The organism is Arthrobacter sp. 05N425, from assembly GCF_056397125.1.
In genome coordinates this window covers 269,531-282,808 of sequence record NZ_JBFTMU010000001.1, presented here as the reverse complement: position 1 = coordinate 282,808, position 13,278 = coordinate 269,531, and the positions used below count along the sequence as shown (strand labels likewise).

Genomic DNA, 13,278 nt, shown 5'->3' with positions numbered 1-13,278 from the left:
AAAGCTGCGGTGGCCGCGGATGGGCGGCGGGCACCGGCCCGTGTTCGTGGGCCGGAGAATTCACGACCGGCAGGTAACTCTACCGGGTCTGGTCCTGATTCCGGCCTTCGCCCCCGGTCTGTGAGCCGGGGGTGCCGCTCGGCTGCTTCCCGGTCAGGGCGTTCAGCACGGTCAGCTGGCGCAACAGTCCGGTGACGGTGCCGGCGTCGTTGACCACCGCATAGTCCGAACCTTCGATCTGGGCAAGGTATGCCAGCAGTTCGGCTCCCCGGTCAGTTTCCTTGACGTACGCACCCGCGGCGAGCGGATAGGCGGCGGCGGTTGCCGGGGTCGTGGCGGCCAGCGCGGGCGGAACGGCCGCTGCTGCCGTTTCGTCGACGACGGCCGACGGGCGCGCGTCCTGGCCGAAGAGCACGACGGCGGGGACACCCTGCGGCGAGTGCCGCAGCACGTCCAGGACGGTGGCGGTGTCGGGCAGCCCGAGCGCCGGCTCGGCGAGGGCCGCGGCGTCGACCAGGTGCAGCCGGCTCCGGTACCGGGCTTGCTGGATGGAGGCGGTGGCACCCATCCAGAGGAAGCTGCCAACCAGCAGGGTGATGAGCATGAGGGAGGTATCCGGGCGGTTGCCGCTTAGGAGCGGGAGTGCAACAAACCAGACTGCCAGTGCGATCACGATGATGCGGCCGGCCCAGCCGGCCGCAATGGTGCCCTTCTCGTGGCTGCCGGTGACCTTCCAGACCGCCGATTCCACCAGCCGGCCCCCGTCCAGCGGCAGGCCGGGCAGCACATTGAAGATGCCGATCAGCAGGTTGGCCCAGACAAAGATGTTCGCCAGGGTGTCCGCGACGCCGTCCAGCTGCCCGCCGGAGAGCAACAGCCAGCCGCCGGCGGCGAGCACCAGGTTCGCGGCTGGTCCGGCCAGGGCGACCAGCACGGATCTGCCCGGCGAGGCGGTGAACTCTTCGAACTGGGTGTGGCCGCCCCAGAGGTTGAGGACGATCTTGCGGGTGGGCCAGTGGTAGAGCCGGGCGGTGAGCGCGTGGGCCAGTTCGTGGACGAGCACCGAGATCAGCAGCAGCACTGAGTAGGCGAACGCCACGAGATAGGCGGTGATGCCGAGGCGGGGGTCGTTGTGCTCGAGCACGGGTCCGTAGGCGATCACGGTGAAAGCGGCGATGGCGAACCAAGAGTAGGCAAGCACCAAGGGAATGCCGGCGATCCGGCCCAGCGGGATTCCGCCACGGAGCGAAAAGGGGCGGTCCCCGGTCTCCGGCGGCTTCTGCGGCGACGGCTCAGTCAAGGCGACGGCCTCCGCTTGCCGCGCTTTCCAGCCCGGAGTTCTCCAGTTCGCCGGCGGACAGCCGCAGACCGGCTCCGGTAAATTCGTGCCGGAGGCCGAGCAGCTCCTCCAGGTCGGCGACCGTGCGTCCGGCCAGGGTGTCCCAGGTCGCGCGCCGCGGATCGTGCGGGAGCGGGACGATGTGCGGAATCGCCACCGTGACGACGCCGGAAGCCACGGCCGCCGCGACCCCCGGCCCCGAGTCTTCAAGGGCCACGCAGTGACGGTGGTCCAGCTCGGGGTCGCGCTGCTGCAGGAGTTCCACGGCTTTCAGGTACGCCTCGGGATGCGGCTTGCCCTGCGTGACGGTGTCCCCGGTGACCAGGAACTCGAAATAGGGTTTGGGCAGGCTGGCCACGATCTCGCGGGCCAGGGGCGCCTCGGACATGGTCACGAGGGCGCAGCGGACGCCCGACGTGTGCAGTTCCTCCAGCAGTTCGCGTGCGCCGGGGCGCCACGGCACGGACTCCCGGACCAGGCTGACGACATGCCCGGTGAGGGTGTCGATGATTTCGCGCACTTCCAGCGCCACGCCGGCTTCCTGCAGGATGCCGGCCGAATAGACCAGCGACTGGCCCACGAGCTGCATGGCCTTCTCGTGCGACCACTGTCCGCCGTGGGCGGCCACCAGGGCGTGTTCGGCTTCAATCCAGTACCGTTCGGTGTCCACGATCGTGCCGTCCATGTCCCATAAAGCGGCTTTGAGCAGGGGCTGGGAGGCTGGGGATCGCATGCCCTCCAGTCTACGGTGCAGGCCGTGTGGGGCGCCCAAGGCTACGCCGATGGCGAATTTCAGGGCACCCGGGGCGTTTTCCTCCATGCGCGCGCCTGCGACTTGGACGTAGGGTGAACACATGAATAGCTTCGAGCCAGACACCACGGAAACGGGCGTCACGCCCGAGCCGGAGCGGCTGCTGCAGCCCGTGCCCGAGGGCCAGCGTGTCACCGTGATGCTTGCAGCCTTCGAAGGCTGGAACGATGCCGGTGAAGCGGCGAGCGATGCGCTGCGCTACCTCAACAAGCTCTGGGGCGGCAAGAAGGTGGGCTCGATTGATGCCGACGAGTATTACGACTTCCAGTTCACCCGCCCCACCATCCGGCGCACGGCGTCCGGCGAACGGAAGATCAAGTGGCCTGCCACCCGGATCTTTAAAGCCAGCGTCCCGGACTCCAACGTGGACGTCATCTTTGTCCAGGGCACCGAGCCGTCTTACAAATGGCGCGCTTACACGGCAGAGCTGTTGGTGCACGCCGAGGCGCTGAAGGTGGACTACGTCATCCTGGTCGGGGCGCTGCTCGCGGACGTGCCGCACAGCCGCCCCATCCCGGTTAGCGCCTCGACCGACGACGCGGCACTGCGGGAACGGATGGACCTGGAGGCATCCCAGTACGAGGGTCCGGTAGGGATCGTCGGGGTGCTCGCCGAGGTGGCCCTGCTGGCCGGGCTTCCCACCGTCTCGCTCTGGGCGGCCGTGCCACACTACGTGGCGCAGGCGCCCTCACCGAAGGCCCAGCTGGCGCTGCTGCACCGGATCGAGGAACTGCTGCAGGTCCCGCTCGACACGCAGGAGCTGGTGGAGGACTCGGACGCGTGGGAACGCGGCGTGGACGAACTCGCAACAGAGGATCCGGAGATCGCCGCCTACGTCCGCCAGCTGGAGGAGGCGAAAGACACCGCAGACCTCCCCGAGGCCAGCGGCGAGTCCATCGCGCGGGAATTCGAGCGCTACCTCAAGCGCCGCGGCAAGGACAAGCCCTAGACCTCGGGGCCGACGCGCTTGCTTCCCGGCGCTACGCAAAAGCGCTGGCGACATCGGAATCCGGGTGTCGCCAGCGCTTTTTTGCGTCGTCGGCCTTTTGGCGGTTCGTGAGGTCTAGAGTTCGACGCCGAGCAGCGCGTCGACGGCGTCGCCCACCAGTGCAGCGTCAGCCGCGGAACCAGTACCCGCTTCGGCTGCCAGCGCTGCAGACGCCCATGCGTCCACGGCCTCGAGGGCGCGCGGGGCGTTGAGGTCGTCAGAGAGCGCGGCCCGCATCTCTGCGAGGAGCGGCCCGGCAGAACCCGCCGGTGCGAGTTCGACGGCGGCACGCCAGGTCCGGAGCCGGTCCTTGGCCTCGGTGAAGCCCTCATCCGTCCAGGACCAGTCGCTGCGGTAGTGGTGGGCCAGGATTGCCAGCCGGATCGCGGCAGGGTCTTCGCCGGCGGCGCGCAGCTTGGAGACGAGCACGAGGTTGCCCTTGGACTTGCTCATCTTTTCGCCGTCGAGTCCCACCATGCCGGCGTGCGCGAAGTGCTTGGCCAGCGGCACCCCGGTCAGGGAGTAGGCATGGCCGGCTCCCATTTCGTGGTGCGGGAAGATCAGGTCGGACCCGCCGCCCTGCACGGTGAACGGAGCGGGCAGGTATTTCTGCGCAATGACGGTACATTCGATGTGCCAGCCGGGGCGCCCCTCCCCCAGTTCGCCGCCGGGCCAGCTGGGTTCGCCGTCACGGGCCACGCGCCAGAGCAGCGGATCAAGCGCCTGGCGTTTCCCGGCCCGGCCGGGGTCGCCGCCGCGCTCGGCGAAGAGTTCAAGCATCTCGGCATCGGACAGGCCCGAGATGGATCCCAGCGTCCACGCGTCCTGCGCTTCGGCCGAGTGCTTTCCGGCCGCCTCGACGTCGTAGTAGACATCTCCGTCGGGCTCGCCGGGGGTGCCGGACACCCGGTAGGCCAGGCCGCGCTGCACGAGCGACTCGATAGCCGGGACGATCAGCGGGATGGCCTCCACGGCGCCCACGTAGTTATCCGGCGCCAGCACGTTCAGGGCTTCCATGTCGGTCTGGAACAGCTCAATCTGGCTGGCGGCGAGTTCCCGCCAGTCCACCCCGGTGGCAGTCGCGCGCTCCAGCAAGGGGTCGTCGACGTCGGTCACGTTCTGGACATACGCGACCTGCTGGCGGCCGTCGCGCCACGCCCGGTTGAGCAGGTCAAAGGCCACGTAACTCGCCGCGTGGCCCATGTGGGTGGCGTCATACGGGGTGATCCCGCAGACGTACATGGACTGCTCCCCCGTCGCTTCAAGGGTGGCGAGGCCGCCCTTGGCGGTATCGAAAAGACGCAGCGCGGGCATGGTGCCCGGCAGCTGGGGAACAGGGCGGGAGATCCAGGATTTCACACCCCAAGCCTAGTGCTAGGCGCTGATGACATTGAAACCGAGCAACAGGTACAGCGCGAGGCCCAGCAAAATGCGGTACCAGACGAAGAGCCGGTAGCTGCGGGTGGAGACGTACCTGAGGAACCAGCCGATGATCACGTAGCCCACCACGAAGGCGATCGCGGTGGCGAGGGCGGTTTCGGGCAGGCCGTAAGGGCCGGTGATGCCGTCCTTCGAGACCACCTTGTAGAGCTGGTACAGGCCGCTGCCGAAGACGGCGGGGATTGCGAGCAGGAAGGAGTAGCGGGCGGCGGCCTCACGGGTGTACCCCATGAGCAGGCCGGCCGTGATCGTGCCGCCGGAGCGTGACACCCCGGGGATCAGAGCCATCGCCTGAGCGAGGCCGTAGAAAATGCCGTGCTTGTAGCTGAGCTTGGTGAGGTCACGTTCCTGGCGGCCGACGGCGTCCGCCACGGCGAGGATCATGCCGAAGACGATCAGGGTGGTGGCGACGATCCACAGGCTGCGGAGCACCGATTCGATCTGGTCCTGGAAGAGCAAGCCAAGGACGATGATCGGCAGGCTGCCCAGAATCACGAGCCAGCCCATCCGTGCGTCCGGATCCTGCCGTGAGACCTTGCCAGTCAGCGAGCCGAACCAGGCCTTGACGATCCGCACAATGTCCCGCCAGAAGTAGACGATCACCGCCGTCTCGGTACCCAGCTGGGTGATGGCGGTGAAAGCCGCGCCGGGGTCCGCGGCGTTGGGCAGGAACGCCCCCACGATCCGCAGATGGGCGCTCGAGGAAATCGGGAGGAATTCTGTCAGTCCCTGCACAAGGCCCAGAAAGGCCGCTTCTAACCAGTTCACGTTTATAGACCCTACGTTATGGAGGTTCCGAAGCATCGTAAGCTTGCAGGCATGCAGCAGCGTTATGTCGGCAACAGTGGGTTGCGTGTCTCGTCCCTTTCCCTTGGCACCATGTCGTGGGCCGGTGAGACCGATGAACAGGATGCCGCCGGACTGCTTCGTGCTTTCGTCGACGGCGGCGGCACGCTGATCGACACGGCCGCGTCCTACGCCGGCGGCGCGGCCGAGGTCCTGCTGGGCGGCATGCTGGGCGACGTCGTGGCCCGCTCCGAAGTGGTGATCTCCACCAAAGCCGGGTTGACGACCTCGGGCGGCCGGCGCAGCGTGGACACCTCCCGCAACGGCATGCTGTCCGGCCTTGACGCGAGCCTGGCCCGACTCGGCACCGACTATGTGGATATCTGGTTCGCCCAGGCCTGGGATCCGAACGTTCCGCTGGAGGAGACCCTTTCCGCCTTGGAATTCGCAGTCCGCTCCGGCCGGGCACGCTACGCCGGTGTCTCCAACTTCAACGGCTGGCAGACCGCCAAGGCCGCCGCGGTGGCTGACTTCCCGCTGGTTGCCTGCCAGGCCGAGTACTCGCTGCTGCAGCGAAAGCCCGAAGCCGAGCTGATCCCGGCAATCGAAGACGCCGGGCTCGGCCTGATGGCGTGGGGCGCGCTGGGGCGCGGGGTGCTGACCGGCAAGTACCGCGGTCATATTCCCTCCGATTCGCGGGCCGCACACCACAAGCTGGCCGGCTACGTGGAGCCCTACCTTGAAGGGACCGCCTCCAGCGTCGTAGAGGCCGTGGCGATGGCGGCCAAGGGTCTGGGCCGGACCGCGCTGGACGTGTCCCTGAGCTGGTTGCTCTCCCAGCACGGCGTGGCCACCGCGTTGGTGGGTGCCCGGACGCCGGTCCAGTTGAAGGAGATCATGGATGCGGTGCTGACGCCGTTGCCGCCGGAGATTGCCGCAGCGTTGGAGGATGTCTCCAGCCCGGCCTGATCCGGGGTAGCTTTTCGGTTGTTTCCGGGCGGATTCCCTGTTTTGAGCTTTAGTCTTAGGCCATGAACCTGCAGAACCTCGCTATTACTACTGGCGTCGTGCCCGTGGTTCTCTACATTCTGGCCGCCGCGGCCCTCATCTGGCTTATTTGGGGTCGGCGGCGCCATCTGTCCCGCTGGGTGCCGGCCGCAGTACTGGCCGCCGGCCTCCTGAGCGCCATTATTTGGGTGTTGTGCGAGCCGGTGTGGAACTTGTGGGGGTCCCCGCTGCCTAAGCGTGTCTATGCCTACGCGGGCCTCGGTATCCTCGCCTTGCTCCTTGTGGTGCCCAAGATCCGGGACCTCCGTCGGCTGACGGCGCGCATTGCCGTGTTGCCGGCGGCGCTGGTCGTTGTCCTGGCGTCGGGATCGCTGATCAACCAGAACTTCGAGTACTACCCCACCCTGGGATCGGTCTTCGGAGACACCGGCGTGAAGATGGAAACCCTGGATCAGTTCAAGAGCCAGGAACGAGGAGACCCGGTGCCGGACGTCAAGCCGAGCGAGCCGCCCACCACGCTGGCCGACTGGACGCCGCCGGAGAATATGCCGGATCAGGGAACAGTCGTCCGGGCCTTCATCCCGGCTCCGATCTCCCACGAGGTGTCCTCAACGGCCTTTGTATACCTTCCCCCGGCGTATCTCGCCGCACCGCGGGCGGATCTCCCGGTGCTGGTTCTGATCCACGGGGTCCCGGGCGAACCGGTGGATTGGCTTCGGAACGGCAGGATTGCCGAGTTCATGGACGAGTACGCATCCGAACACAAGGGGCTGGCGCCGATCATCGTGCTTCCCGACGCCGGGGCAAAGTGGGCCAACTACCCGCCGCTGTGTATGAACACCAAACAGGGCCAGGCCGGACGGTACCTGAGCGAGGACGTACCGAACTGGGTCAAGGCCACTTTTGGGGCCGGCAAGCACTCCAGCCGCCAGTGGGCCATCGGAGGGTTCTCCTACGGCGGGACCTGCGCCATGCAGCTGGCCATGAACTACCCAGAGGTCTATCCCACGTTCATCGACAGCTCGGGTGAGAACCAGCCGACGATTCGGCAGGGCCACCAAGTGCTCCTGCAGCAGTACTTCGGCGGCAGCGCAGCCGAGTTCAAGAAGCAGAACGCGCTCGACGTCATCAAGACACGCAAGTACCCGGACACCGCCGGCATCGTCACCGTCGGCGCCGGCGATCCGTTCTTCCGGGCCCAGGGAGTCCAGGTCTACCAGGCGATGAAGAAAGCCGGCATCAATGTCCAGTTCCAGGAGGCGCCCGGCGGACACGCCTGGACGGCCTGGAAGTACGGGGTGGAGAACAACATGGACTGGCTGATGGGCCGCCTTGGGGTTACGGGCTGAGCCGTCTACAGGGCGGCGGGATTCGGCTACCGGCGGCCGGGCCTGCTCGCAGGCTGAGGGCCGGTGGTGACATCACGGATCAGCCGCGCCGTATGGCGCACAGACCAGTTAGGCAGGTACGCCTCGGCAAGGGCGCGGCCGATCAGCGGCAGCGCCAACGGATCCTGGTACAGGATGAAGAGGGTCCGGTGCTGGGGCTGGAAGCGTTGCTTGAAGGCCGCCAAGGACCGGAATCCGTAGACCGGCTCAAGCACGTCGCCGAGCCAGCGCAGGACGCGGCCCGCCGTCCCGCCGTCGTCCGCCACTGTGGCGCCTTTGCCGGGCAGCCCGGCCCCCGCAGAAGGAAAGACTTCCGCCTGGCGGGGCACCAGCGCCGTCGCGGGAACCAAAGGTGAACCGGACAGCGAAATCTCGGCCATGCTGTCCTTAAAGTGGAGCACCGCCGATGCGATCAGGAACTCCATGACACCGTTAAAACAGTCCTCGCGGCGCCTCATGAAATCCAGGGTGCGGCTGACCACTTCCCCGTTGCGGAAGACCGGCAGCCAGCTGGTGACACCGAGGACCGCGCCATCAGGATCTACGGCGAGGCAGAGCAGCACATGGTCGTCCTTGAGTTGCTCCACACCCCCGAGGGTGAAACCCATTTCCGGGAGTGCCCGGGAGTAGGCCCACCGCTCCGAAATATCGTGGACCTGGCTCCGCAGTCCGTCAGGGAGCCCGCTGTAGACGCCCCAGTGGGCAGTAATTCCGAGCCTTCGGGCTTTATTCATGGCGGTGCGGACGCTTTGCCACTCCCTGCCGCGGAAATCGATTCCAGTCAAGGGAAGCACCGTCTCCTGGGCTACCTCCATGCCCCTGAAGCCCAGCGACCTGAGTTCTGCCCAGTGGGCGGCGGCGACGGAGTACCAACACGGCGTCAGGGACTGCTCGGCACAGTACCCCGTGAATTCGCGGACGGCGTCGGCGAAGTCGCACTCCCTCCCGAACGGACCTCCTGCCGTCAGGGCGATGCCGTGATGCAGTTGGTAGGCGATTCCCACCGTTCCCGCACGGTTAAACCAGTAGCTGTTGTTGGGCCACAACGCCATCCAGGACAGCGAGCCGCCGCCCTGGAACACCAGGCGCCGGGCCAGGGAGCGGTGATCGTCTACCCGGTGGTCCCAGAGGCGCCGCTTGGTAAAGATGACCAGGACGGCGACCAGGCAGATCAGCCAAAAAGCTGCTCCGCCGTAACTGAAAATCAACGACGACCAATAACCGCGAGGGTGCACCGAGACGGAATACTTGAAGGAAAAAGGATACGGCAGGAACATCCGAGGCAGGGTTGTTCCCAACGACAGGAGGCCGGCGCGGTGCCGGTTGTTTCCCTCTGCGAACCACGCGAGGACGTAGAGGGCGACAAATGCGGCAAAGATGCCGGGCACCAAGACCAGTGCGCGGCGTCCGAGCGCGGGATCCGTGTCCACGGGAAAATGGCGCCGGTTGAAAAACAGCGCGGCGGCGATCAGCAGTGGCACCAGTACCACCGGCAGGATCTCCACGATGCCCGAGTCGACAGGAATCCTGCGGCTCCCGTTCCTGACGTAGACGCCAAAGTGGGCAAATAGCTGTAGGTAGATAGCAGAGAGCACGCCGACGGCGAGATGGGCAACCGTGGCTATCCACAACGCTACCCGGCTCCCCCGGCGCAGCCCCTCCGCACATGCCAGCAGCAGGAGCAAGGGAACCACGGAGAGGGCGGCGCCGCCGGGGCCGTGCAAGCCGGGACTGTGCATGATCTGGGAGCAGCCCGCATTCACGGCTGCGGCGCAGTCGCTCTGGAGCTCGCCCAGGGTGGGCACCGGATTGACAATCAGGTTCCGGAGAGCGGCAAGGGGGCCGATAGGCGCCTGGGACAGCCCGGCCAGCACCGGGCCGGCGGCGAATACTGCCACGGTCATGGCCAGCGTCGAGCGAACGTCGCGGCCGGTCCACACCGCGCCCGGCGGGTATAAAACGTTCGCGCGCGAAGCGGCGCCGTTCGCGGCACGTCGGGTGGTGGCCTTGGCTGCGGCCCTGGACCTGACTCTGGCAGCGGCCCAGCCGCTTGCCAGGCCGCTGAGCACCCCCAAAAATGCGAGCACGTTCTGGGGGTGACCTACGTACAGCAGGAGCATGATGGTCACGGCAAGGCCGAGTGACCGCAGGCGGCGACGCCACAAGGGGCTGATTCCGGGACTCGCAGCCATTACGGCAGCCAGGGAGCCGGCGAACGGACCCGCCAGGGCCGGGTGCTGCATGGAGCTCAGCCAGCTGCTGCCGAGCTCGTCGCCGGCCGCCACACTCCCGACGAACAGGAAGACGGCTGCCAGGTGGCCGGCCACCACGGCGGCCAAAGCCCGGCCGCTTCCCAGCGTGGTTTCGGCAAACCCGACACACAGGAGAAGCACCACAGTGGCCAGGACATAGGACGCAACGCCGCCGGGAAACACCAGGCTGGCAAGAGCGGGTCCCCATTCACCCCGTGTCGGGGTGTCGGGGCCGATCGCAACGAACGGACCGAGGGCCTGCGGGGGGCCGGAAACCAGGGATCCCGTGGCGGCTCCGGCGGACCACAAGAGAACGATCAGCAGCCAGGTCAGCGGTATGCGACGCAAGCCGTACCGCGGCAGCGGCTGGGCCCGATGTGCTCCTGCCTGCCGCTTCACACGTCCGTCGGGGCGGACCAGTGTGCTGCTCGTAGGCTTCATGTCACCCGTCACTTCCAGTGCGGCAGCGTAGCCCGGCTCAGCGGCACGGCTACGGCACGCCTGAAGCATATTCCCCTTAGGGCGGCACTTCGGGAGTAGGCAATACTCGCTTTTTTGGGGCGGATGTACAGGGCGCCACTCAGGTGCTACGTGGATGCTACGCTCCGGCGGCTGCTTCGGCCGCGGCTCATCCGATGACGCCCCGCAGCAGCCTGGCCGTGTGCCGGATGGACATGGTCGGCATGTAGGCCTCGGTCAGCGCGCGTCCAATAACCGGCAACGCCAGGGGGTCGTGATACATCATGTACAGCGTGCGGTGCCGCGGGTGGAAGCGCTGTTTGAAGGCAGCGAGCGACCGGAAACCGTACGCCGGTTCCAAGGCCCCGCCCAGCCAGTCCAGGAAGCGGCCGACCGCGGCGCCGTCGGACGGCTCGCGCGCCGGATCACCACGTGGTAGCGGCGCCAGAGGCGACCCGGACAGGGAAATTTCCTCCATCGTTCCGTCAAAATGCAGTACGGCCGAGGCAATCAGGAATTCCATCACGCCCTTGAAGCCGTCCGGACTCCGCCGCATGAAATCGAGCGTCCGGCTGGTGACGACGCCGGCTGTGAACACCGGAAGCCAGCTGGTGACGCCGTGGACCTTGCCGGCGTCATCCACGGCCAGGCACAGCAACACGTTTTCGTCCTTGAGTTCCTCAACGCCGCCCAGCGTGAATCCCATTTCCGGCAACGTTTTCTCGGAAACCCACTCTTCCGAGATTTCGTGGACCTGGGTCCGCAGTGGTCCGGACAGCTCGCCGTAGGTACTCCACCGGGCCTCGACGGAGAGCCTCCGGGCTTTGTTGAGGGCGGTGCGGACCCCCTGCCATTCCTTGCCCTTGAACTCAATGTTGCCCAGCGGCAGCAGGGTCTCCTCGGCCACCCGCACGCGGCTGAATCCGAGCCCGCGCAGCAGGTTCCAGTGTTCATCGGTGACGGAATACCAGCACGGTGAAAGCGACTGCTCGGCGCAGAAGGCGGTGAACCCCTCAACGGCCCTCTCGAAGTCGGCGGACGCGCCGAATGGTCCGCCCACCGTCAAGGCCACGTTGTAGTGGAGCTGGTAGGCGACACCGACGGTCTCCGCCTCGTTGAACCAGTACCGGTTGTTGGGCCAGAGTGCCATCCAGGACAGCGATCCGCCGCCCTGGCGCACCAGCCGTCGGGCCAGCGAGATCCCGCTGTCTGCGCGGAGGTCCCGGAGCTTGCGGCTGACGAACATGGCGAGGATGCTCATCAGGCAGACGAGCCAGAACACGGCGCCGCCGTAGCTGAAGATCAGCGGCGACCATACGCCGTGCGGGTACACCGACACGGAATACCGGAAGGAAAAAGGGTAGGGAAGGAACATCCTCGGCAGGGTGGCCAGAAGGGCCAGCAGGCCGGCCCGGTGGTGGTAGTTATCCTCGGCAAACCATGCCACCACATAGCCCGTGACGAAAACCGCGAAGACGCCGGCCAGCAGGATAAGTGACCGACGCCCCAGAACCGGATCGGCGTCGACGTTGAAGTGCCGCCGCGCCGCAAACAGCGCGGCGGCTATGAGCAGAGGCACCAGCACAACCGGGAGGACCTCCGCGATCCCCGAGTCCACCGAGAGCACCCGCGACCCGCTCCGCACGGATGTCCCGAACTGGGCGAAGAGCTGCAGGTAGATGGCCGAAAGGACGCCGATCACCAGATGGACGGAAATTGCCACCCAGAGGGCAGCCCGGTTTCCCCGGCGCAGCCCTTCCGCGCACACCAGCAGCAGCACGAGGGGCACCAGGGACAGGGCCTCACCGCCAGGGCCGCGCAACCCGGGGCTGTGGATGATCTGGAGGCAGGAAAGGTCGACGGCGGCCGAGCAGCTCGCCTGGAGATCGTTGATGGTGGGGATCGGGTTGACAATCAGGTTCCTGAGCACAGCGAGCGGCCCCGAGGGTGCCTTCGCCAGGCTGGCAAGGACCGGGCCGGCCGCGAAGACCGCGACGACCATTGACAGCAGTGCCCTGACTTCGCGGCTCGTGGAGCGGATGTAGCGGGCGGAGCCGTGCCGGCCGCCAATCAGGGCGCCGATCCCGAGTCCGCATGCCACACCGAGCACGCTGTCCAGGTTTTGCGGATGCCCGATATATAGCAGGAGCATTACGGTTACGGCGATGCTGACGGATCGGATCCTCCGGCGCCAGAGGGCGCTGATCCGCGGACTCGCCGCCAGGACGGCGGCCAGCGACCCGGCAAACGGCCCGATTGGGCCCGGATGGCGGAGCGTGGACAGCCATTCGCTGCCCATGGCCGTTCCGAGTTCGACCACCGCAAAGTACAACAGCAGTGCGCCGAGGTGCCCGACGACGAACGCCACGGCGGTCCGGCCAACGCCAATCGTTACTTCGGCCAGACCGACGCACCCCAGGACGACGGCGGTCGCCAATACGTAGGAAGCAAAAGGGCCGGGGAAGAACACGGAGGTGAACATGGACAACCACTGGCCGCCCATCAGCTGATCCGGACCTGCCGAGACGGCCGCGCCCAGCGGCGCCGGTGGCCCTGACGACACCGAGCCTGTGACAAGTCCGACCGTCCACAACAGCACAGCCATGGCCAGCGCCAAGGGGATCCTGATGATGCTCCGGCCGAGCCGCCTTAGCAACCGGCCCGGGAGGCTCCGCCGGACGGTCGACCAGCGCGCAGGGGAACGGGCCGGGGCGTCTGCGTCAGCGCGGTCGGCCGAGGGGACTTCGTCAACGCCGGCCTCCGACAGGCCGACGCTGCGCCGTGGTGCAGGCAACAACAACCTCCGA

The 13,278-nt window shown here is 67.0% G+C and carries 9 protein-coding genes; 3 read left to right on the top strand and 6 right to left on the bottom strand.

All coding sequences use genetic code 11. From position 1 onward, the window contains the following. Positions 1-79: 79 nt before the first annotated feature. Positions 80-1,300: a site-2 protease family protein gene (locus tag AC1DGE_RS01280; protein WP_476916742.1), complete on the bottom strand. Its 1,221-nt coding sequence runs from the start codon at positions 1,298-1,300 to the stop codon at positions 80-82. Beyond that, positions 1,293-2,072, bottom strand: coding sequence for an HAD family hydrolase (locus AC1DGE_RS01275; RefSeq protein WP_441417795.1), 780 nt, complete (start codon positions 2,070-2,072; stop codon positions 1,293-1,295). Before AC1DGE_RS01275 ends, AC1DGE_RS01280 begins: the two co-directional genes overlap by 8 nt. A 121-nt stretch (positions 2,073-2,193) precedes the next feature. On the opposite strand from AC1DGE_RS01275, the gene AC1DGE_RS01270 reads away from it, so the two are divergent. Then, on the top strand, positions 2,194-3,099 hold the full coding sequence (locus tag AC1DGE_RS01270; protein WP_175323659.1) for a PAC2 family protein: 906 nt from the start codon (positions 2,194-2,196) through the stop codon (positions 3,097-3,099). Between the two features lie 114 nt (positions 3,100-3,213). On the opposite strand, the gene mshC is transcribed toward AC1DGE_RS01270, so the two are convergent. Further along, a complete protein-coding gene (mshC, locus tag AC1DGE_RS01265) occupies positions 3,214-4,497 on the bottom strand; it encodes a cysteine--1-D-myo-inosityl 2-amino-2-deoxy-alpha-D-glucopyranoside ligase (protein WP_476916741.1) in 1,284 nt (427 codons plus the stop codon). 15 nt (positions 4,498-4,512) lie between these two features. Then, positions 4,513-5,346 carry an undecaprenyl-diphosphate phosphatase gene (locus AC1DGE_RS01260; RefSeq protein WP_441417797.1) on the bottom strand — a complete coding sequence of 278 codons (834 nt, stop codon included), beginning with the start codon at positions 5,344-5,346 and terminating at the stop codon, positions 4,513-4,515. Positions 5,347-5,397: 51 nt separating this feature from the next. Between AC1DGE_RS01260 and AC1DGE_RS01255 the strand changes: the two genes are divergently transcribed. Further along, complete coding sequence (locus AC1DGE_RS01255) at positions 5,398-6,333, top strand: aldo/keto reductase (protein WP_476916740.1); 936 nt, start codon at positions 5,398-5,400, stop codon at positions 6,331-6,333. Between the two features lie 62 nt (positions 6,334-6,395). Then, the gene (locus tag AC1DGE_RS01250; RefSeq protein WP_476916739.1) at positions 6,396-7,721 is read left to right on the top strand and encodes an alpha/beta hydrolase; all 1,326 of its coding nucleotides are present in this window, start codon (positions 6,396-6,398) and stop codon (positions 7,719-7,721) included. A 26-nt stretch (positions 7,722-7,747) separates the two neighbouring features. Here the strand turns inward: AC1DGE_RS01250 and AC1DGE_RS01245 are convergent, their stop codons facing one another. Together AC1DGE_RS01245 and AC1DGE_RS01240 are read right to left on the bottom strand one after the other, a co-directional pair. Next, on the bottom strand, positions 7,748-10,360 hold the full coding sequence (locus tag AC1DGE_RS01245; RefSeq protein ID WP_476916738.1) for a bifunctional lysylphosphatidylglycerol flippase/synthetase MprF: 2,613 nt from the start codon (positions 10,358-10,360) through the stop codon (positions 7,748-7,750). Between the two features lie 280 nt (positions 10,361-10,640). Further along, the gene (locus tag AC1DGE_RS01240) at positions 10,641-13,265 is read right to left on the bottom strand and encodes a bifunctional lysylphosphatidylglycerol flippase/synthetase MprF (protein ID WP_476916737.1); all 2,625 of its coding nucleotides are present in this window, start codon (positions 13,263-13,265) and stop codon (positions 10,641-10,643) included. Between the last annotated feature and the right edge of the window lie 13 nt (positions 13,266-13,278).